The organism is Caenimonas sedimenti, assembly GCF_007833165.1.
Taxonomy (GTDB): Bacteria; Pseudomonadota; Gammaproteobacteria; order Burkholderiales; family Burkholderiaceae_C; genus Ramlibacter; species Ramlibacter sedimenti.
In genome coordinates, this window is the sequence record NZ_VOBQ01000009.1 from 154,948 (window position 1) to 174,662 (window position 19,715).

At 68.1% G+C, this 19,715-nt stretch carries 26 protein-coding genes; 14 read left to right on the forward strand and 12 right to left on the reverse strand.

Annotation, left to right across the window (positions count from 1 at the left end; all coding sequences use genetic code 11):
- The first annotated feature begins 2 nt into the window (after window positions 1-2).
- The 4 genes from minE to FN976_RS12345 all read left to right on the forward strand — a co-directional run bounded on the left by minE (window position 3) and on the right by FN976_RS12345 (window position 1,852).
- Window positions 3-266 (forward strand): cell division topological specificity factor MinE, encoded by a 264-nt coding sequence (gene minE, locus FN976_RS12330; protein ID WP_145893328.1) that lies wholly within the window; start codon window positions 3-5, stop codon window positions 264-266.
- A 215-nt stretch (window positions 267-481) separates the two neighbouring features.
- Window positions 482-964, forward strand: a complete 483-nt coding sequence (locus FN976_RS12335; protein WP_186510858.1) for an SRPBCC family protein — start codon at window positions 482-484, stop codon at window positions 962-964.
- Window positions 965-1,132: 168 nt separating this feature from the next.
- Complete coding sequence (locus FN976_RS12340; protein WP_145893330.1) at window positions 1,133-1,513, forward strand: DUF4148 domain-containing protein; 381 nt, start codon at window positions 1,133-1,135, stop codon at window positions 1,511-1,513.
- A 114-nt stretch (window positions 1,514-1,627) separates the two neighbouring features.
- On the forward strand, window positions 1,628-1,852 hold the full coding sequence (locus tag FN976_RS12345) for a hypothetical protein (protein ID WP_145893331.1): 225 nt from the start codon (window positions 1,628-1,630) through the stop codon (window positions 1,850-1,852).
- Here the strand turns inward: FN976_RS12345 and FN976_RS12350 are convergent, their stop codons facing one another.
- The 6 genes from FN976_RS12350 to FN976_RS12375 all read right to left on the reverse strand — a co-directional run bounded on the left by FN976_RS12350 (window position 1,853) and on the right by FN976_RS12375 (window position 6,838).
- Complete coding sequence (locus FN976_RS12350; RefSeq protein WP_145893332.1) at window positions 1,853-2,074, reverse strand: hypothetical protein; 222 nt, start codon at window positions 2,072-2,074, stop codon at window positions 1,853-1,855.
- Window positions 2,074-2,898, reverse strand: a complete 825-nt coding sequence (locus FN976_RS12355) for an SDR family NAD(P)-dependent oxidoreductase (RefSeq protein WP_145893333.1) — start codon at window positions 2,896-2,898, stop codon at window positions 2,074-2,076. The genes FN976_RS12350 and FN976_RS12355 overlap by 1 nt, the downstream gene beginning before the upstream one ends.
- Window positions 2,899-2,970: 72 nt before the next feature.
- Complete coding sequence (locus FN976_RS12360; RefSeq protein ID WP_145893334.1) at window positions 2,971-3,369, reverse strand: VOC family protein; 399 nt, start codon at window positions 3,367-3,369, stop codon at window positions 2,971-2,973.
- A 435-nt stretch (window positions 3,370-3,804) separates the two neighbouring features.
- On the reverse strand, window positions 3,805-4,992 hold the full coding sequence (locus FN976_RS12365; RefSeq protein ID WP_255440356.1) for an arabinose transporter: 1,188 nt from the start codon (window positions 4,990-4,992) through the stop codon (window positions 3,805-3,807).
- Entirely contained in the window at window positions 4,974-6,125 is a 1,152-nt protein-coding gene (locus tag FN976_RS12370; protein ID WP_145893336.1) for an ATP-binding protein, read from the reverse strand. Before FN976_RS12370 ends, FN976_RS12365 begins: the two co-directional genes overlap by 19 nt.
- 14 nt (window positions 6,126-6,139) lie before the next feature.
- The gene (locus FN976_RS12375) at window positions 6,140-6,838 is read right to left on the reverse strand and encodes a 3'-5' exonuclease (RefSeq protein WP_145893337.1); all 699 of its coding nucleotides are present in this window, start codon (window positions 6,836-6,838) and stop codon (window positions 6,140-6,142) included.
- Window positions 6,839-6,869: 31 nt separating this feature from the next.
- Here FN976_RS12375 and FN976_RS12380 point away from each other — a divergent pair, with 31 nt between their 5' ends.
- The 3 genes from FN976_RS12380 to FN976_RS12390 all read left to right on the forward strand — a co-directional run bounded on the left by FN976_RS12380 (window position 6,870) and on the right by FN976_RS12390 (window position 9,929).
- On the forward strand, window positions 6,870-7,868 hold the full coding sequence (locus FN976_RS12380; RefSeq protein WP_186510860.1) for a D-2-hydroxyacid dehydrogenase: 999 nt from the start codon (window positions 6,870-6,872) through the stop codon (window positions 7,866-7,868).
- A complete protein-coding gene (locus tag FN976_RS12385; RefSeq protein ID WP_145893339.1) occupies window positions 7,865-8,698 on the forward strand; it encodes a hypothetical protein in 834 nt (277 codons plus the stop codon). Before FN976_RS12380 ends, FN976_RS12385 begins: the two co-directional genes overlap by 4 nt.
- A 226-nt stretch (window positions 8,699-8,924) precedes the next feature.
- Window positions 8,925-9,929 (forward strand): hypothetical protein, encoded by a 1,005-nt coding sequence (locus tag FN976_RS12390; protein ID WP_145893340.1) that lies wholly within the window; start codon window positions 8,925-8,927, stop codon window positions 9,927-9,929.
- Between the two features lie 15 nt (window positions 9,930-9,944).
- Here FN976_RS12390 and FN976_RS12395 read toward each other — a convergent pair whose 3' ends face one another.
- Together FN976_RS12395 and FN976_RS12400 are read right to left on the reverse strand one after the other, a co-directional pair.
- The gene (locus tag FN976_RS12395; RefSeq protein WP_145893341.1) at window positions 9,945-10,316 is read right to left on the reverse strand and encodes a YbaN family protein; all 372 of its coding nucleotides are present in this window, start codon (window positions 10,314-10,316) and stop codon (window positions 9,945-9,947) included.
- A gap of 22 nt (window positions 10,317-10,338) precedes the next feature.
- Window positions 10,339-11,289: a LysR family transcriptional regulator gene (locus tag FN976_RS12400; protein ID WP_145893342.1), complete on the reverse strand. Its 951-nt coding sequence runs from the start codon at window positions 11,287-11,289 to the stop codon at window positions 10,339-10,341.
- Window positions 11,290-11,395: 106 nt separating this feature from the next.
- On the opposite strand from FN976_RS12400, the gene FN976_RS12405 reads away from it, so the two are divergent.
- Both FN976_RS12405 and FN976_RS12410 read left to right on the forward strand, forming a co-directional pair.
- Entirely contained in the window at window positions 11,396-12,406 is a 1,011-nt protein-coding gene (locus FN976_RS12405) for a Bug family tripartite tricarboxylate transporter substrate binding protein (RefSeq protein WP_186510861.1), read from the forward strand.
- Window positions 12,407-12,408: 2 nt separating this feature from the next.
- A complete protein-coding gene (locus FN976_RS12410) occupies window positions 12,409-13,101 on the forward strand; it encodes a nuclear transport factor 2 family protein (protein WP_145893344.1) in 693 nt (230 codons plus the stop codon).
- A 25-nt stretch (window positions 13,102-13,126) separates the two neighbouring features.
- Here the strand turns inward: FN976_RS12410 and FN976_RS12415 are convergent, their stop codons facing one another.
- The 4 genes from FN976_RS12415 to FN976_RS12430 are packed head-to-tail and all read right to left on the reverse strand — an operon-like array spanning window position 13,127 to window position 15,735.
- The gene (locus FN976_RS12415) at window positions 13,127-13,558 is read right to left on the reverse strand and encodes a putative toxin-antitoxin system toxin component, PIN family (RefSeq protein ID WP_145893345.1); all 432 of its coding nucleotides are present in this window, start codon (window positions 13,556-13,558) and stop codon (window positions 13,127-13,129) included.
- Window positions 13,555-13,866, reverse strand: coding sequence for an AbrB/MazE/SpoVT family DNA-binding domain-containing protein (locus FN976_RS12420; RefSeq protein ID WP_255440363.1), 312 nt, complete (start codon window positions 13,864-13,866; stop codon window positions 13,555-13,557). Before FN976_RS12420 ends, FN976_RS12415 begins: the two co-directional genes overlap by 4 nt.
- 33 nt (window positions 13,867-13,899) lie before the next feature.
- On the reverse strand, window positions 13,900-14,808 hold the full coding sequence (locus FN976_RS12425) for a M90 family metallopeptidase (RefSeq protein ID WP_145893346.1): 909 nt from the start codon (window positions 14,806-14,808) through the stop codon (window positions 13,900-13,902).
- A gap of 39 nt (window positions 14,809-14,847) precedes the next feature.
- On the reverse strand, window positions 14,848-15,735 hold the full coding sequence (locus FN976_RS12430; RefSeq protein WP_145893347.1) for a LysR family transcriptional regulator: 888 nt from the start codon (window positions 15,733-15,735) through the stop codon (window positions 14,848-14,850).
- Window positions 15,736-15,846: 111 nt separating this feature from the next.
- Here FN976_RS12430 and FN976_RS12435 point away from each other — a divergent pair, with 111 nt between their 5' ends.
- The 5 genes from FN976_RS12435 to FN976_RS12455 all read left to right on the forward strand — a co-directional run bounded on the left by FN976_RS12435 (window position 15,847) and on the right by FN976_RS12455 (window position 19,705).
- Window positions 15,847-16,803, forward strand: coding sequence for a Bug family tripartite tricarboxylate transporter substrate binding protein (locus tag FN976_RS12435; RefSeq protein WP_145893348.1), 957 nt, complete (start codon window positions 15,847-15,849; stop codon window positions 16,801-16,803).
- Between the two features lie 6 nt (window positions 16,804-16,809).
- Window positions 16,810-17,523 carry an SDR family NAD(P)-dependent oxidoreductase gene (locus tag FN976_RS12440; protein WP_145893349.1) on the forward strand — a complete coding sequence of 238 codons (714 nt, stop codon included), beginning with the start codon at window positions 16,810-16,812 and terminating at the stop codon, window positions 17,521-17,523.
- A 186-nt stretch (window positions 17,524-17,709) separates the two neighbouring features.
- Window positions 17,710-18,330, forward strand: a complete 621-nt coding sequence (locus tag FN976_RS12445; RefSeq protein WP_255440364.1) for a nucleotidyltransferase domain-containing protein — start codon at window positions 17,710-17,712, stop codon at window positions 18,328-18,330.
- Complete coding sequence (locus FN976_RS12450; protein ID WP_145893350.1) at window positions 18,296-18,733, forward strand: DNA-binding protein; 438 nt, start codon at window positions 18,296-18,298, stop codon at window positions 18,731-18,733. Before FN976_RS12445 ends, FN976_RS12450 begins: the two co-directional genes overlap by 35 nt.
- Window positions 18,734-18,745: 12 nt before the next feature.
- Complete coding sequence (locus tag FN976_RS12455) at window positions 18,746-19,705, forward strand: NAD(P)-dependent oxidoreductase (RefSeq protein ID WP_145893351.1); 960 nt, start codon at window positions 18,746-18,748, stop codon at window positions 19,703-19,705.
- The last annotated feature ends 10 nt before the right edge of the window (window positions 19,706-19,715 follow it).

The window sequence follows — 19,715 nt, forward strand, 5'->3', positions numbered from 1 at the left end:
CCGTGTCCCTGCTTTCCTTCCTGCTCGGCGAGAAGAAGAAGACCGCCAGCGTCGCCAAGGAGCGGCTGCAGATCATCCTGGCGCACGAGCGCAGCGGCCGCAACCCCGGCCAGCCCGACTACCTGCCCGCGCTGCAGCGCGACCTGGTCGCCGTGATCGGCAAGTACGTGAAGATCGACCCGCAGGACATCAAGGTGCACCTGGAGCGCCAGGACAACTTCGACGTGCTGGAAGTGAAGATCGAGCTGCCCGAGGTGGCACGCTAGATGGTTTCACTTGGAAAAGCTCGCTGCGCGACTTTTCCAAGTGGTTGATCAGTGCAAGGAAGCCCGGCAAAGCCGGTTCTTCCTCGCAAGGGGGACGTCGCTGCACGATGTTCCGCGCCATCCACGGGCCGCTGCGCGGAGCAGAACTCAAGCCAAGGTGGCACGCTAACATTTCGTTTCTTGACGGCCGGGCTGGTCGGCGCGATAACCGCACGATGAGCCCTCCCGTGATGGTGCGCGTGGCGCACCGCTACAGCGCGCCCGCGGAGCGCGTGTTCGACGCCTGGCTGACGCCCTCGCAGGCCTCCCGGTTCCTCTTCGCCACCCGCACCGGCAACGTGATGCAGTGCGAGATCAACCCGGTCGTGGGCGGCGGCTTCGTCGTCACCGACCGCCGGCCGCTGGCCGACGGCGACGAGAGCGTGTTCGACGTCGTGCATCGCGGCAACTACGTCACCATCGAGCGGCCCCGGCTCATCGTGTTCGATTTCCTGGTGGCCTCCTATTCGGACGAAACCACGCGGGTGCGGCTGGACTTTGCGGCGCAGGGCGCCAACGCCAGCGAGCTGACGCTCACCCACGAACTAGGCGACCACAACGAAGCCCAGGCCATGGAAGACGCCACGCGCAAGGGCTGGGCACAGATGCTGGCCAACCTGGAGCGCGAGCTGTTCCCCAAGCGGGTCGGCTTCCTCTAGTCTCTGCTGTTTCCATCCGCGAAACACTGCATCCCGAAAACGCGCGCTTGTCGGCGCGTCTTTCCTTCCCATCTGCCATGCATCGATGAGCCGACCCAAGACTCACCGAGGCTGGACAGACGGGCGACGAGCGCGGCCCGCCATGCCCGGATTCAAAGCAACCGCTCGATGGAAAGAAACCTGATCATGAACCGCCACATCGCCGCCGCCTTTGTCGTCGCCGCTGCCGCCTTCGCCGGCAGCGCCTTCGCTGAAACTCCCACCGTGGTGAAGGACGACTTCGTCTCCACCGCCAGCCGCGCGCAGGTGAATGCCGAACTCGTGGCCTTCAAGCAGGCCGGCGTGAACCCCTGGTCCACCCAGTACAACCCGCTGCGCTTCGTGCAGGGCACCAGGACGCGCGCCCAAGTGGTTGGCGAATACCTCGCCAGCCGCGACCAGGTGGCCGCCCTGACCGGTGAAGACAGCGGCAGCACCTGGTTGGCCCAGGCTGCACCGCGGAACGCTTTCGGCGACACCCTGGCCGGTCTGCCTGTCAGTACCAGGTAAGAAGCCAGGCAAGCGCCCTCTTTAGAGGCAGCTCCCGACGGAAGGCGTTGCGCACAAGCCGCAATGTCGTCCGTTGGACAGCGCGGGCGGCGCAAAACGCCTCAAAATGCTGCAATGCACACGCCCGCAGCCGACACGTTCGATCCCGGCCACGTAGTGGAAGCCAAACTGGCTCCCCACGCACTGCTGGATTTCGATCCCATGCTGCGCCGCCTGCTGGGTGGGCACCAGCTGTTCGTGAAGCAGGCCGACGGCCGCTGGCGGCCGCGCGGCTGCTCGCTGGGCTTGGCGCAGTGCTTCGACTACGCCGACCTGCTCGGCCCGGCCCCGCAGGGCTGATCAGCGCGGTCCGGCCTTGTTGCCCTGGTTCGGGGCACCGCGCCTGGCTTGCGACTGGTTGTTGCCGATCTGGCTTTCCCGGTCATGCCGGCTCAGCGGCGTGCGCTGGCCCTCGTTCTTCTGCGTGGGCTTCTGCTGACCCTGCTTGTTGAAGTCGTTCTCGACCTTGCCGCTCAACGCGGCCTGCTTGTCCTGGGCTTGGTTCTTGTACTGGTGGGTCATCACTGCTCCTTGGATTCCGTGGACTTGCCGGTGCCGGGTTCCGCCAGCTTGCGGTGCATCTCCGCCGTCGCCTGCGCCGGCATGACCTTGCTCATGGCGACCTGCATCTTGTTCTTCCAACCCGCCACGACATCGGCCTCGCCCTTGAGCATGGCGTCGAAACCGATGCGCGCGACTTCCTCGGCATCCTGCTTTTTGTCGGTGCCCACCTTGGTGTCCAGCATGTCCGCCCGTGCGAAGAACTCGGTGTCCGTCGGGCCGGGCATTAGGCAGCTCACGGTGATGCGCGTGTCCTTCAGCTCGTTGCGCAGCGCCAGCGAGAAGGAATCGATGAAGGCCTTGGTGCCGTTGTAGACGGCCTGGAAGCTGCCTGGCTGGAAACCCGCGATGGATCCGGTGATGAGGATGCGGCCATGGCCTTCGCCGCTGGCGCGCTCGCGCATGCGGTTGGCGATCTGATGAATCAGGTGCACCGTGCCCGTGATGTTGGTGTTGATCACGTGCAGGATGGCCGGGAAGTCCTGGTCGAGGAAGGCGCCACCCAGCCCGTGGCCGGCATTCGCCAGCAGGGCGTCGACCTCGCGCCCGCCGATCGCCGAGATGAGTTTCTTGACGCCGTCCGTCGAGGCCAGGTCGCACTCGACCGCATCGACTTTCGCGGCGCCGAGCGATTTCAGGTCGCTGACCGCCGCATCCAGTGAAGTGTCAGCCGCGACGACGAGGTCGTAGCCGTGTTCGACGGCGCAGCGGGCCAGGTGGTAACCGATCCCCGATGAGGCGCCGGTCACGACCGCGAGGGGGCGGGGAGCCTTGAGTTCATCCATTGCATTTCTCCTTGCAGATGAACCCAATCTAGGCAGGCCCGGTGCCCCTGTGTGTCGGACAAGGCCCCGCGCTCATTCCACCATCAGCATCGCCTCGATCTTGTTGCCGTCGAGGTCGCGCACGAAGGCGGCGTAGTACTTGTCGTCGTATTCCTTGCGATAGCCCGGCGCGCCGTCGTCCTTGCCGCCCAGGGCCAGCGCCTTGGCGTGGAAGGCCTTCACCTCTTCCACCGAGTTCGCCAGGAAGGAGATGTGCACGCCATTACCCACGCTGGCCCGGCCGCCGTCATGCGGCGCCTGGATCCAGAACTCGGGAAACTTGCGGCCGTAGCCCGCGCCACCGGGAAAGTCCATCACGCACTTGATCTGCAGAGTCGCCAGCAGGGCGTCGTAGAAGACCTTGGCGGTGGGGTAGTCGTTGGTACCGAGCGAGACGTGCGAGAGGACGCTGTCGGGGAGTTGCGTGGCCATGGGAAGTGCCTCCAGGATGTGTTGAGTGCCGCAGCGTAGTGGCCCGGCCGGCCGGGACTTGTCAGTTGCGCTTGTCAACCCGAGGGGCGGATTGTGGGCCAAGCCGCGCGAAGCGCAAGAGCCTCCCTGGCGCCGCTTCCGGCTGCGCACTCTCTTCCTGGTTTCTCTTCAGATTCAAGATAGCAGTAGTAGATAGGCGCCGGCCACTTGTGTGGATAACCGCCCTTTGCCCCTTGCGGATCAAGCAGTTACGAACGGGACAGGCATGTGGGCGGCGCCCTGTCCCTGCTGTCGTGCATCTGGGACAACTTCGGCGGCGCCGCCGCCCGTGTGGACAACCCGGCAGTTGTGCCGGTTTGCTCCACAGGCTTGTGCGTACTGAATATTTTTTGTGTCAGGCGGTGCGGTGGCGTTGCCGCAACGCAGCCGGCTTGGTCAGCGTGCCTTCAGCAGCACGGCCGCGACCACGGCGGAGCCCAGCGCCGCGACCGCTGCAGCCAGGTACACAGCGTCAAGCCCCGCGGCATGCGCGAGCGCGCCGCCGAGCGGCGGCGACAAGCCCATGGCGAGATCCTGGAAGGCGACATAGGCGCCCATCGCCGCGCCGCGGCTTTGCGGCGGTGTGCGCCGCACCGCCTCCACGCCGAATCCCTGGAAGGCCAACGCATAGCCGGCGCCGGTGAGCGCGGCTCCCACGCAGGCCAGCACCGGCCCCGGTGCCAGCCAGATCGCGAGCTGCCCCAGCGCCACCAGCAACACCGTGAACACCGCCACCTGCGCGCCGCCCAGCTTGTCGGGCAGGTGCCCGAACGGCAATCGCGCAGCGATGAAGCCCGCTCCCATGCTGGTGAAGGCCAGCGCCGCGCCGCCCCAGCCGCGTTGCGCGAACAGCAGCGCGATGAAGGCCACCACCATGGCGTAGCCCATCGAACACAGCGTGAGCCCCAGCCCGGGCAGCTGGATGGCACCCAACACCTTGTAGAACGGCAGCCGCGGCGCCGTGCTGGGCTTGAGCCTCGGCAACGCCGCCACCAGCGCAAGCGCCAGCAGCGGAATGGCGATGGTGGCGACCGCGATGCCCGCGAAGCCGAACCGACCGTGCACCGCCACACCCACCGGCGCGCCGGCCGCGTAGGCGGCAAAGAGGAACATGCCCACCCAGCCGATCACCTTGCCGGCATGCTCCGCGCCCATGCGTGCGATGCCCCAGCTGAGGATGGAGGTGATGATGAAACTCTCGCCCACGCCCGTGATCAGGCGTGCGGCGACGAGGATGGCGACGGAGACGGTGGGTTGGCCGGTGAAGGCCAGCGAAGCCAGGTAGGTGAGCCCCACGCAGCAGGTGACGAGCAACCCGGCCATCGCGGCGAAGCGCGGCCCGCGCGCGTCCGACACCTCCCCCGCCCACATGCGCGCGAAGAAGGACGAGGCGAACTGGCTGCCCATCACCACGCCCACGATCACGGTGCTGAAGCCCAGCGTCTGGCTCACGTGCAGCGGTACCACCGGCATCGCCATGCCCATGGCGAAGTAGCCGGTGAAGACGGCCAGCGTCAGCGGCAACAGGGGGATGAAGGCGGCGAACAGGCTGTCGCCCGGCGCCTTCATGGCAGCATGGCCCACAGCGGCACCGCCTCGATGCCCTCGGCCATCTTGAACCGGTGCTGGCCCGGGTGCACCACATACAGGGCATCCAGCTTCAGGTCGTCGATGGCGATGCGCATCGATGGCGTCACCGCAGGCGCGTCCGCCCGCTTGAACTCGACGCCGATCCGGCGGCTGCCCTGGAACATCAGCAGGTCGAGCTCCGCGCCCTGGTGCGTGGCCCAGAAGTAGGCCTGCTGCGGACGCGCCAGGCGCAGTACCTGCTCCAGGGCAAAACCCTCCCAACTGGCGCCGGCGCGCGGGTGCGTGGCCAGCTGGGCCATCGTACGCACGTCCATCAAGGCGTGCAGCAAGCCGGTGTCGCGGAAGTAGAGCTTGGGCGCCTTGACCTGGCGCTTGCCCAGGTTTTCGTGCCAGGGCTGGAGCTGGCGCAGCATCATGGTCTGGGTGAGGATGTCCAGGTAGCGCCGGATGGTCGGTTCCGACACGCCGAGGGACCGCGCGGGATCCGCGGCCGACCAGGTCTGGCCGTGGTAGTGCGTGAGCATGGTCCAGAAGCGCAGCATGCCCGGGGCGCTGATGTTGAGCCCGAACTGCGGCAGGTCCGTTTGCAGATGCTGGGCGATGGCCTGCTGGCGCCAGGCGAAACTGTCGTCATCGGTGGCAGCCAGCCAGGAGCGAGGAAAGCCGCCGCGCAGCCACAGGCGGCTGGCCGTTTCATCGTGCCACGGCGCGGTGCGGGGCAGGACCTCTCGCAGGTCGAAGCCGGCGGCCTCGACGACCTCTACCCGCCCCAGCAAGGACTCGCCGGCCTGCCGTGCCAGGTGGGGCGAGGCGCTGCCCAGCAGCAGGTACTGGCCGGGCGCATCGGAGCGATCCATCAGCACGCGCAACAACGGGAACAGGTCCGGCCGGCGCTGCACCTCGTCGATGACGACCAGCCCCCGTGCTTGCTCGAGCGCCAGCGCGGGTTCGGCCAGCCGGCGTTCGTGGGGCGGGTATTCCAGGTCGAAATACTGGGGCGAATCCCGCCGCACGAAGGCCTGCGCCAACGTGCTCTTGCCGGCCTGGCGCGGGCCCACCAGCACCACGCCGCGCGAGCGCGCCAGCGCGCGCCGGACCGCGGCTTCCAGTGCGGGGCGGGGGAGCATGGACCGATGGTACCTTACGGACCAGGAAAAAGGAAAGCCTGACTTTCGAATTTCATGGTGGCGGGGACCGAGGCGGCCGCTCCGGGGCGGGGCTCGCCGCGGGCGCCCAGGTACTTGGCAATCGCCTCGCCCACCCTCTTCTTCGGCGCCTTGCCCACCTTCACCAGCAACTCGTGCCCCGGTTCGTACGCGTCGTAGCGCCGCTCCAGGTCGCGCCGGATGCGCTTCAGCAGCGCCGCAGCGACCTCCGCATCGGCCATCGCCCGGTGGGCGCGCGAGGAATACGACAGGTCATGGAACGCCGCCAGCGAACCGAGTCGGAAACTCATGGCCTCCGGGTACAGCCGGCGCGACAGCAGCATGGTGCAGGCGAAAGGGTTGGCTGCCGGCGCGTCGGGCCCGAGCCGCTCCAGCTCGGCGGCCCAGAAGCGGCGGTCGAACGATGCGTTGTGCGCGACCAGGGGCGCGTCGCCGACGAAGCGCGCCGCCGCGGCCATCACCTCATCGGCCGGCGGCGCCGCGTCGATCATCTCGTTGGTGATCCCGGTGAAGGCCTCGATGAAGGCGGGGATGCGCACCCCGGCATTCATCAGCGACTCGAAACGGCCAACCTCGCGGTCCCCTTCCACCATGACGATGGCGATCTCCGTCGCGCGGTCGCCCATGGCGGGTGAGAGGCCGGTGGTTTCGAAGTCGATGACGGCGATGGGCATGGCGGCGAGCTTAACGCCACAATCTCGCCTGATGCCCACCTGCCCCACCATCCTTCTCTGGACGCCGTTCACCGGCCAGCAGCGCATGCTGGCTGAAGGCTTGCGCAACGCCGCCTGCGAGCTGGTCGCCGTGGCCAGCGAAGCCGAAGCCATCGCCGCGCTGGCAAGCGCCGACGGCGCCCTGTTCGCCGGCGTCGCGCAAGGCTACAGCCCCGCCCTCGCCCAGGCCGTCCTGCAGGCGCCCCGGCTGCGCTGGCTGCAGCTCATCTCCACCGGCCAGGAGGCGGTGGAGCAGCACGGCCTGCCGCCGCGCGTCGCCGTGACCAGCGTGGGCGACACCGCCGCCGGCGTGGTGGCCGAGCACGCGGTCGCCCTGCTGCTGGCGCTGGGGCGCCGCCTGGGCGATGCCGCCGTGCAGGGCGCCCGCGCCGAGTGGAACCGTGCCTATGCGGCGCGCATGGATTCGCTGGATGGCCGCACGCTGTGCCTGGTGGGCTACGGCCGCATCGGCAAGGAGACCGCGCGGCGCGTGCAGGGCTTCGGCATGCGCTGCATTGCGGTCAACCGCAGCGGCGTCGGCGACGTGGTGGGCAGCGTGCAGCAGGTGCTGCCGCTCGCGCGCCTGCACGAGGCGCTGGCGCAGTCCGATGCCGTGTCGCTTTCGCTGCCCGGCACGGCAGAAACGCATCGCCTGTTCGGCGCGGCCGAATGGGCGGCCTGCAAGCGCGGCGCGCTGGTGGTGAACGTGGGGCGGGGGACCGTGGTGGACACGGCCAGCCTGGTGGCCGCGCTGCACTCGGGGCACCTGGCAGGCGCGGGACTGGACGTGACCGACCCCGAGCCGCTGCCTGCCGACCACGCGCTGTGGAAAGCACCGGGCGTGCTGATCACCCCACACGTGGGCGGCGCGGGCAATCCGCAGGGCGTGGCGCGGCTCGCGGCGTTGATCGTCGAAAACGTGCGCCGGTTCGGCGCGGGGGAGGAACTGCTGCATCCCGTGCAGATTCAACCGTCAGGAGACGCCGCATGAACTTCCGCGGTCTGTGTGCCGCCGTGTTGGCCGCCTTCGCACTCGCGGGCTGCTGCGGCGAGGAGGGCTCGGAGAACCCCACGCTGTTTGCCGCGGTCTGCCAGGCCGAAAAGGACTTGGCCGAGCCCAACACCGGCCTCTGGTGGAACCCGCAGGAGAACGGCCGCGGCTTCTTCATCGAGCGGCAGGACGAGCGGATCCTGGTGAGCGCCTACGTCTTCGACGACGATGGCCGGGCGACCTGGTCCACCGGCTTCGCGACGCAGCAGTCCGATGGCAGCTACACCGGCACGCTGACCCGCTACAGCGGCGGGCAGACGCTGGAGGGCTCTTACCGGCCGCCCGACACGTCGAGCGCCATCGCCACCATGGTCCTGGAATTCGACACGGCAACCACTGGCACGCTGGAAGTGAAGTTGACCGGCAGCGACGACAAACACCTGATCACCCTCGAGCAGTTCCGCGGCGATGGCGGGCCGCCGTCGAACGCGACTTTCGCCAACGGGACCTGGTGGAACGAAGACGAGAGCGGCCGCGCCTTTGTGATCGAAGTGCAGGGCAACAACGTCACGCTGGGCAGCTTCATGTACGACAAGGATGGGAGCCCGGTGTGGTACCGGGCGACCGGCCAGCTGGCGACCACTTCGTCCTTCACGCTCACCCTGACGCAGTTCGCTGACGGGCAGACGCTGACCGGGCCGTACCAGCAGCCAAGGACCCTGTCGGCCTCGCTCGGGTCGGTGACGTTCCAGGCGAGGACGGCGACCAAGGCGACGATGACCTTGCCGGACGGCCGGCAGGTTCCGTTGCAGCGTTTCACCTTCGACTGACGCGCTTCCTTCGCGCCAAAAAAGGCCGCGAGGCGGGGCCCGCGAGCCCGACAATGGCGCACGCAGCCTTGTTGCGGGAGCCGGCACTTGAACTTCAGAACGCTTCTTGCCGCGGCGCTTGCCGCTGTCGTCCTGGCCGCCTGCGGCGGTGGTGGACCATCCGCCGCACCCGCGCCCGAGGTGGTTCTGAAGGCGGCCTTCCCCGTCCCCGGCGACGCCGTCTGCGGTGTTCTGGTACTGGATCGTCACCGGCGAAACGCAGACGGTCCTGTACGACCAGTTCCTGATCGAGGTGTATGACCAGGCCGGCACCAGGCTGGGCAGCCTGGGCGATGGCTACTCGAACCTGAACGCGGCCACCAATTGGAAGCAGGGCGCGGTGAACCTGAGCGCCTACAAGGGGCAAACGGTGGAATTGCGCTTCAGTGCCATCACCGATGGCAGCGGACCCACCACGTTCTACATCGACGACGTGAGCCTGTCCTCGGTGACCGCCGGCAACTATGGGCTGGCGGCCCCCGCCAACGGCATGTGGTGGAACCCGCAGGAGAGCGGCCGCGGCTTCTTCATCGACCGGCAGGGCAACCAGATCTCGCTGGGCGCGTACATGTACGAAGAAAGCGGCTCGGCCACCTGGTACACCGGCCTGGCCACGCTGCAGGCCGACGGCACCTACCAAGGCGCGCTGATCCGCTACGCGGGCGGGCAGACGCTGACCGGGAGCTACCAGGCGCCCGGCACCACGCAGACGGTGGCGCAGGTGACTTTGCTGTTCACCACGGGCACCACCGGGACGATCGTGGTGGAGATGACGGGCGGTGGCGGGCGCAACATCCAGATCCAGTTGTTCCGCGCCGGCAGCGGCCCTGCCGCGTCGAACGCCCAGTTCAACAACGGCACCTGGTGGAACGAATCGGAAAGCGGCCGCGGGTTCGTGCTCGAGGTGCAGGGCAACACCGTGATGCTGGGCAGCTTCATGTACGAAGCGAGCGGCCAGCCGGTCTGGTACCTGGCCACGGGTTCGCTGGCCAGCGCGTCGTCGTTCACGCTGCCGCTGGTGCAGAACGCCGGCGGGCAGTCGCTCAATGGCAACTACAAGGCGCCCGCCGCGCTGTTCGCGCCGATCGGGTCGGTGACGTTCCAGGCGACCAGCGCAACCACGGCGACGCTGACGTTGCCAGGCGGAAGGCAGATCCCGTTGAAGCGCCTGGTCTTCAACACCGGTACCTGAGGCGGGACTTTCTCCTCAAGCCTCCGGCCGCATCCACAACCACACCGCCACGCAAGCCATCGCCATCGGAACCGCCACGCGCAGCCACAGCGCGAGGGGCGACAGCAGCAGCACGACGGCGCTGAGCGTCATCATCCCGGAGGCCGCCCATTTGGCACGCCGCGGCACCGCGCCGCGCTCCCGCCATTGCCGGATCGATGCGCCGTAGCGCGGGTGGGCCAGCAGCCAGGCCTCGAGTTGCGGCCAGCCCTTGCCGCCAGCCCAGGCGGCCACCAGCAGGAAGGGCACGGTCGGCAAGCCGGGCAGCACCACGCCGATCATGCCGAGGGCGACGCACGCAACGGCCAGGGTGCGCCAGAGCAGCTGGGAAAGTGGCCGCGGGATCATGCGGATGATTCTGTGCCGGGAGTCAACGCGCCATCACCGCCGCATCCAGCGCCCGCAACGCATCCATGTAGATCGCCGACACCCGGCGATACATCAGGGCCACCACGGTCTCCGGCAACGCGGGTCCCACGTCCACGACCACCAGCCGCCTGGCCTTGATCTCGGCCTCCGCCGCCATCAACGGAACCACGGCCAGCCCCAGCCCCGCGGAAGCCAGCCGCACATTGGCCGCGAGCGAACCCGACTCCACCGCCGGAGCCGGAGCCCGGTTGCCGCGCGCGGTGAACATCTCGTCGAGCGAGCGCCGCTGGTGCGTGCTGGCCGGCGGCAGGATCCAGGGGTAGCGCAGCAAGTCCGGCCAGCGGTGCTTCTTGCGCGCCACGCCCAATTGCGGCGACGCGATCACCACCATCGGCACTTTCAGGAACGGCCGGATGTCCAGCATGGAGAGATCGAGCGCATCCACCGCGCGCGGCGAATACAGCGACAGCACGGCATCCACCTCGCCGCGCAGCAGCTGCTCGATCAGCGAATGCAGCCGGCCTTCGTGCACCTGGATCGTGTCGACGGCGCCGCCGGCGCCATCACGCAGCCGGCGCAGCACCGCGGGTGCCACGTGCTCCGCCACGAAGGGCGGCATGCCGAGACGCAACAAGCCGCCAGCACTGGCGCCGCTGGCCGCCACCTCCTCCGTCAAGTGCCGCAGCTCGTTGACCAGCAGCCGCGCGTGCTTGGCCACGCGCAAGCCCGCGGCCGTGGGCGTCATGCCCTGCCGCGATCGCTCGAACAGCACCTGGCCCAGCGAGCGCTCCAGCTCCTTGATGGCCTTGCTGACGCCGGCCCGCGTGATGTGCAGGCGCTGCGCCGCCTCGGCCAGGTTGCCGCACTCCGCGACTTCATGCACCAGTTCCAGCTGGGCGAAGCGCAGGCGGCGGCCGATGGAAAGGGGGACGCTGCTGGGGGCGGTGGCCATGCGGCCATGTTAACGGCGGGTTGACACCCCACGAGAAAAGCGCGCTATGCGCAGCCGAGCCCGGCGCCTACGATCCCGGCAAGACCAGAACAGCGGAGACCAAGCCATGCACGATCCCCACCGCGCCGCACCACGCCGCCGCGACATCCTTGCGCTCGGCGCCGCCGCCCTCGCACCCTTTGCCGCGATCAACGCCCGCGCGCAAGACACCTTCCCCGTCGCCGGCCGCCCCATCCGCATCGTCATCCCCGCCCCACCCGGTGGCCCCGCCGACATCCTGGCCCGCGCGATCGCCAACCACCTGGCGCCCCTGCTCGACAACGTCGCCATCATCGTGGAGAGCCGCCCCGGCGGCGCCAGCGTGCCGGCGGCCTTGGCGGTCGCACGCGCACCGGCCGACGGCCACACCATCATGCTGGGCCTGAACACCACGCACACCCAGGTGCCGCACATGTTCAGCAAGCCGCCGTTCGACCCGTTCGCCGAATTCACGCCCATCACGCAGGTCTACCGCAGCGGCTCGGTGCTGGTGGCGCACCCGTCGGTGCCGGTCAACGACCTGAAGGAGCTGGTCGCCTGGAGCAAGACGCAGCCCGACGCCGTGCCCGCCGGTTCGCCCAGCCCCGGCACCAACGGCCACTTCTACATCGAGATGCTGAATCAGGCCGGTGCCAGGCTGAACCACATCCCCTACAAGGGTTCGGCCGACGCCATGCGCGACCTGCTGGGCGGCTTCACCAAGCTGCAGTTCGATGCGCTCGTCACTTCGCTGCCGCATATCCAGAGCGGCAAGCTGAAGGCCCTGGCCGTCACCGGCACCACGCGCATCAAGCAATTGCCGAACGTGGCGACGGCGCGCGAGCAAGGCTTCCCGGCGCTCGACATCACCGGCTGGATGGGCTTTTTCGGCCCGGCGAACCTGCCGCCCGCCACGCTCGACAAGTTGAACAAGTCCATCGTGGCGGTGCTGCGCAAGCCGGAGCTGCGCGCGCAGTTCGAGCCGCAGGGCGTGGACTTCACCGGCACCACGCCGGGCGAGTTCGCCACGCTCGTGCGCAACGACCACGAGGTGTGGGGCCGCATCATCAAGCAGACCGGCATCAAGCTGGACCAGTGAGCATGACCACGACGATCACCGAAGAAGCCATGCAGGCGCTGCTGGCACGCATCGACGCGCTGGAGCGCCGCGTGCAGACCGCCGAAGACACCGAGGCCATCAACAAGCTCACGCGCGCCTACGGCTACTACCTCGACAAGGCGCTGTGGGACGAAGCGCTGGACCTGTTCACCGACGACTGCAGCATCGAGATCTCGGCGCTGGGCGTCTACATCGGCAAGAAGCAGGCGGCCGTGCTGTTCAAGGAGCTGCTGGGCAAGGGCCCGGCCAAGAGCGACGAGAACGGCCTGCTGTGGGGCCAGCTGTACAACCACCTGATCGTGCAGGGCATCGTGAACATCGACCAGGACGGCCGCAACGCCAGCGGTCGCTGGCGCTGCTTCATGCAGATCGCCGAGTTCGGCAAGAGCGCCGTGTGGGGCGAAGGGCCTTACGAGATGCGGTACCGCAAGGGCGAGGATGGCATCTGGCGGATCCGCAAGCTGCATTTCTATCGCACGTACCACACGCCCTTCGATGAAGGATGGGCGAAGGCGAAGTCGCCGGCCGGTGGGGTGCGCGCACATCTGCCGCCGGATTTGCCGCCGAGCGTGGCGTACGAGCCCTGGCCGGCGGTGTTCGTGCCGCCGTTCCACTATGCCAACCCAGGATCGGGCAGCAGGCGTTACGCGCGCGAAGATTCAGAGCAGGTCTGACGGGCCTTGCTCCCTCTCCCCCGACCTATCGCACCATCACTTCCCGGCAAAACGCGTCGACGGTCACCACCGGGCACAAGCCGCGCGACCCATCGAGCACCAGCAGATCCTTGTCTCCGGTCACGAGCATTCGGGCCTTTCCCGTGACGGCCACGTGCAGGAACACCAAGTCGAACGGATCGCGGCACGCCGGCACCACTGGTGGAGGGTCGGGCACGCGGACCACTTGCACCCAGGGCACGTAGTCGGCGAGCAGGTCTTGCTGCTCGCTCGCGGACAGCTTGAACTTCGGACAGGCCAGCACGCGAGCCAGCTCGCGCACGGTCGCCGTGCTGGCAAGCGGGAGGAAGCGCCCCTCTTGCCAGCCGGCCCGCAAGCGCGAGGCAGGCCCGCCAGCGAACAGCAACGCTGACAGGATCACGTTGGTGTCGAGCACCACCCGCGGCGGCGCAGTCACTTCCGACGCGCGGGCTTCTTGCCGGCCGCCTTGGGCGCTGCTGCCGGCGCGTATCCCGTGGACGGCTCGGCTGCGCCGTGAGCCGGAGCGCCGCCGCGCGCCCAAGTGACGGCATCCGCCATGTCGGTGTCGCTGAGCCCCAGCTCGGCCAGCTTGGCCCGCACGGCATCGCCCCGTTGGATGCGCACCGGGGTCAACACGATCTGCCCCTGCCGGACTTCGACGTCGAAGTAGTCGACCGCGCCGACGGCGGCGATGGCCGCTTTGGGCAAGGTGAGCTGGTTCTTGGAGGTGATCTTGGCGAGCACGGCAGGATTTCCCCGAAGTAAGGAATCCTTACTTTACCAGATGGGCCGAGCGCCTCCGGCCGAGGCTTGGATGTGTGGCAATGTGACGGGCCGAACCGCCGCTCCGAACCATTCCGCCGGGCTGAGCCCGTAGTACTGGCTCAGCTCCTCGTAGATCGCGGGATGCACGTAGCGCATCGCCTGGGGCAACTCGAAGAACACCTCGGAGCACACCGCGAAGAACTCGGCAGGGTTGGTCGCTCCATAGTGCGAGAGCAGCGTCTGCTCGCCCAACGCGGCGTTGCGCTGGTGCTGCTCGAATTCGCGGCTCATGATAGTGGCCCACCGCTGGCGCCGCGCCTGGCTTGCAACGGTGAACGGCGCGCCGTTGGCACGGCCCTTGGCCTGGTCCAGCTGGTGCGCGAACTCATGGACCACGAGGTTGTGGCCAAAGCCGGTGGAATGCTGCACGTCGGCCCATGACAGCACGACCTGGCCGAGGGACGACGACTCGCCTTGCAGGACCTGCACGTGTTCATGAACCAGGCCATCGCCAACGGCGTCCAGGCGCCTGGCCACGAACTGACCTGGGTAGAGCAGGATCTCGCGGACGTGCGAGTAGGCGCGCATGCCCCGCGCCAGCACGAGCAGGCAGGCGTGGCCCGCGATGACCACGCGCATCTGCTCCGTCACGTCCAGCCCGGCACAACCGATGAAGGGCTTGCGCGCCACGAACTCCAGCACCAGCGAATCGTGCCGCAGCCGGAGCGCTTCGGGCAGCCTGGCGCGCAACTCGACATGCTGGTCCAGCCACGACCGCCATTGCGCCGGCAACTCGGTATCCGAGGAGCCCGCGGGAAGCCAGGCGCTGGCGCGGTGCTTCGCCGCGCGAAGGAGGGAGGCCGCGAACGAAGACAGCTTGCGCATGGCCACATCGCCCTGCAGTTGGTACGAAGAGTACATGAGCTTCACCGGCGCGTTTTCAAGCGGCCCCTCGCGGATTCAGGTCTTCTCCCGCAACCGCCGCACCACCACCTCCAGCAACCCCGCGGCCTGCGCCGGTACCGGCCTTCTCGGATGTGCCAGCGACACCAGATGCCGCCGCAACACCGGCCGCGTCACGTGATGCTCGCGCAAACTCCCCGCCGCCAGCCACCCACGCAACGCGGTGCGCGGCAGCAGCGTCGCATGCTCCCCGCGCTCCACGATCTGCGCGATCGCGCCAAGCGAATCCACCTCCACCGCGCAGGCGATCTGCAGCCCCGCCGCATCCGCGAACCCTTCCAGCGCCGCCCGCAAGCCATGCTGCCGCGTCGGCAGCACCAGGCGCAGCTTCAGCGCATCGCGCAAGGGCATGCGGACCGGCAAGGGTGGATGCGCCAACCCCACCGCCAGCACGAACTCCTCGTCCAGCACCGGCTCCGCCAGCAACGCCAAACGCCGCGGCCGATTCACGATCGCGGTATCCAGCTGCCCGCTCGCCACGCCCTGGATCAGCGCCTCGCTGTAAGCCTCCGTCACCGACACCGTCACCCGCGGAAACCGCGCAGAGAACTCCACCAGCGCCTCCGCCAGCACGTCCTGCGCGATGCTCGCCGGCAGCCCGATGCGCGCGTGCCCCGCCAGCTCACCCCCGGACGACAGCAGCTGCGCCCGCGCCCGCTCGAAGTCGGCCAGCACCGGCATGAACAGCGCATACATCTGCGTGCCGTGCGCGGTGGGCACCATGCCACGGTTGCTGCGCACGAACAGCTGGCGCCCCAGCGCTTCCTCGAGCCGCGCGATCTGCATGCTCAAGGCCGGTTGCACGATGTTCAACCGGCTGGCGGCGCGCGTGACGGAGCCCTCTTCATAGAGGCACACGAAGTACTGAATCTGGCGGTAGTCCATGGGCGCGCTGGTATCTGGCCGGATGATAGTTGGATCAAAAAGCATGAATTGACTTGATCCCAGACGCCGCCCAAGATGGCACCACAAATCCAGCATCAGGAGACAAGTCCCATGCCCATCGCGCGCATCCTCGCAGCGGCCGCCCTCGCCTTCGCCACCCTCACCGCCACGGCGCAAAGCTATCCGACCAGGCCGGTCAAGGTCGTCATCCCCTTCCCGCCCGGCGGCACGCTCGACACCCTCGGCCGCGCCCTCGCCCAGAAGCTGCAGGAGCAACTGGGCCAGCCCTTCGTCGTCGAGAACAAGCCCGGCGGCAACGGCATCATCGGCGCCGACTACGTGGCCAAGGCCGCGCCCGACGGCTACACCCTGCTCTTCAACGCCAGCACCTTCATCAGTGCGCCGATGACGATGAAGTCGGTGCCCTACGCCGTCAACAAGGACTTCGCGCCCATTGCCCTGGTCGCCAAGGCGCCGCTCTCGGTGGCCATCAACAAGAACCTGCCGGTCACCGACATCAAGTCACTGCAGGCCTATGCCAAGGCCAACCCGGGCAAGCTGACCTTTGCCGTGGGCTCGGTGGGCTCGGGCGGCCACATGGCCACCGAGCTGCTCAAGCGCCAAGCCGGCATCGAATACACCGTGGTGCCTTACAAGGGCACGGCGCCGGCGTTCCAGGACTTGATCGGCGGGCAGATCGCCGGCTTCATCGATCCCATCCTCGGCTCCCTGCAGTACCACAAGAGCGGCATGCTGCGCGTGATCGCCGTCACCTCCGACAAGCGCACGCCCAACCTGCCCGAGGTGCCCACCGTGGCCGAGACGCTGCCCGGCTACGAGTTCTACAGCTGGTACGGACTGTGGGCGCCGGCCAAGTCGCCGCAAGACATCGTGAACAAGCTCAACGCCGAAACCAACAAGGCGCTGGCCGCCGAGATCCAGGCCAAGTTCAGCGCGCAAGGCCTGGTGTTCTCGCCCGGCAGCGTGGACGACTTCGCCAAGTTCCAGGAGGCCGACATGGCCAAGGCGCAGAAGATCATCACCGAAGGCAACATCCGTGTGGAGTGAAGCCTTGTGAAGTCAACTGAAGCAAGCCCACTGGCCGTGGTCACGGGCAGCAGCTCGGGCATCGGCCAGGCCATCGCGCGGCAGCTGCTGCAGGGCGGCTGGCGCGTCACCGGCCTCGACATCGCGCCGCCGCAGATCGAACACCCGCACTTCAAGGCGACGACGGTGGATCTGTGCGATGCCGCCGCCTGCGAAGCCGCTGCGCAGCAAGCAGCGGGCGAAGAACCAGCGCAGGCCCTGGTGCACGCCGCCGGCATCCTGCGCGTGGCGCGCCTGGGCGAGCTGGATGGCGATGCCGGCGCACGCATGTGGAACCTGCATGTGCAGGCCGCTACGCGCCTGGCCAACCGCATGCTGCCGCCGATGATGCAGGCGCGCCGCGGCCGCGTGGTGCTGGTGGGCAGCCGCGTGGCGCGCGGCATGGCGGGGCGCAGTCAGTACGCGGCCACCAAGGCGGCCCTGGTGGCTCTGGCGCGCAGCTGGGCAGCCGAGGCGGCGCCCGCCGGCGTCACCGTCAACGTGGTCTCCCCGGCCGCCACCGCCACTGCGATGCTGCAAGACCCGGCCCGCCAGGCCGTCCCGCCGCGCCCCACGCCCATGGGCCGGCTGATCGATCCGCAGGAGGTGGCGGCGCTGGTGGCCTTCCTGCTCGGCCCGAGCGCGGGCGCGATCACGGGGCAGGACATCCAGGTGTGCGGCGGCGCGTCGCTGGAGGCTTGAGGGGATGAACGCATCGGCGATGCGACGGGTGCTCAGATTCCAGAGGCCTTCATTCCTGGCTGAATGGGATCTCTAAGTTGTTGATCTATTTGGACTTTCGGTATTTGTTGCGGCAATACCGACCCGTACCGAAAATGACGAAACGTCGCGCGAGCACCTTCTCAACTGCTGCAAATAAAGCGACAATTGGCGCCTTCATTGCATCATATGAGCCTCGCAACCATCCTCTTCCCCGAGTACCGGCGGCGCGTGCTCGGCCTCTTGCTGCTGCGCCCGGAAGAGGCCCTCCACGGCCGCGAAATCTCGCGTCGCACCGGCCTGCCCGCCGGCACCATCACGCGCGAGCTGACCAAGCTGGCCGAGGTGGGGCTGCTAAATCGCGACACGCGCGGCAACCAACGCGTGTACAGCGCCAACACCGCCTCGCCCGTCTTCAAGGAGCTGGCCAGCATCCTGCGCAAGACCTCTGGCATGGCCGACGTGCTGGCACAAGCCCTGGAGCCGCTGGCGGCTTCACTGCAAGTCGCGTTCGTGTTCGGCTCGATGGCGCGGGGCCAGGAGACGGCGGGCAGCGACATCGACATGATGATCGTAGGCGACACCGGCTTCCGCCGGATCGTGGAAGCTTTGCACCCCACCGAAGCAGTGCTGGGCCGGGAGATCAACGCCAAGATCCTGTCGCCGCTGGAATTCGCCGACAAGGCAAACCAGAAAGACGCCTTCCTGGCCGATGTGCTGGCCAAGCCCAAGATCTTCCTCATCGGAGGCGAAGATGACCTTGAAGAACTTGCTGGGCATCAGCCTTGATGCCGTCCAGCCAGACAAGGCGCAGATCGCCAAGCTGCTGGCGGCCGCGCAACGGAACATTGCGGACGCGCAGCTGCCGGGGCTGAGCACCGAGAACCGCTTCGATGCGGCCTACAAGGCCATCATGCAACTGGCGATGGCCGCGCTGCATGCCAACGGCTACCGCACGCTCACCAGCAAGCCCGGCCACCACCAGACCGCGATCCAGACTTTGCCCAGCTCCATCGGCCTGGAGAACGCCAAGGTGATCGTGCTTGACGCGCTGCGCAAGCAGCGCAACCTGGCGGACTACTCCGGCGACCTGGTGCCTGAAGCGGCGGCCGTCGAGGCGCTGCAAAGTGCAAGGGACTTGCAGGACCACGTGCGCGCCTGGCTGCAAGGCCACCGCTCCGACCTGCTTTGAGGAACGCGACCCATGGGCGATGAAGAAACCATCGGCATCGTCGGCCTGGGCTTGGTCGGCCAGGCGCTGGGCGCGCGTCTGCGCGCCGCCGACCTGCGCACGCTGGGCTACGACCGCAGTGCGGAGGCGATGGCGGCCTTCGCGCAGGCGGGCGGCGAGGCCGCCAATTCACTCGCGGAGCTGGGCGCGCGGGTGCGCACGGTGCTGCTGGCCGTCTTCGACACGCAGGGGGTCCTGGAGGTGGTGGAGGGTGAGGGTGGGCTGCTCTGCCCCGTCATTCCCGCGAAGGCGGGAATCCAGGGCTCCCCAGAAAAGGATGTCATCCCAGCGAAGGCTGGGATCCAGGAGGTCTCAGTCCACCGCATCATCGACTGCAGCACCGGCGACCCCGCGCAGCTCGAAGCTCTCAACGAGCGCCTGAAGCAGCAAGGCATCACCTTCATCGAATCCCCCCTCTCCGGCTCCAGCCAGCAAATCGCCGCCGGCGAAGCCACCGCCCTGGTCGGCGCCGAAGACGCAGCCTGGCAGTCAGCCCAACCGCTACTGGCCCTACTCGCCGCCCAGTGCATCCACGCAGGCCCTCCCGGCATGGGCGCCAAGGCCAAGCTGGCGACCAACCTGGTGCTGGGCCTGAACCGCGCGGTGTTCGCGGAAGGCCTGGTGTTCGCCGAGAGCCAGGGGATTGCGCCGCAGAAGTTCCTGGAGCTGGTGCTGGCGACGCCGGCGCGGTCGGATGCGGCGGCGGTCAAGGGGCCATTGATGGTGAGCGGGGACTTTGCGCCGCGGTCGCGGATCAGGCAGCACTTGAAGGATGTGCGGTTGATGCTGGACACCGCGGATCGAGCAGGGGTGCAGCTGCCGTTCTCGGACACACACGCGGCGGTGCTCCAGGCAGCCGTCGCCGATGGCCATGGAGACAAGGACAACGCTGCCATCGTCTTGCAGCTTCGGGCCGCGAAACTGACAGGTTGAGCGCGCGCAA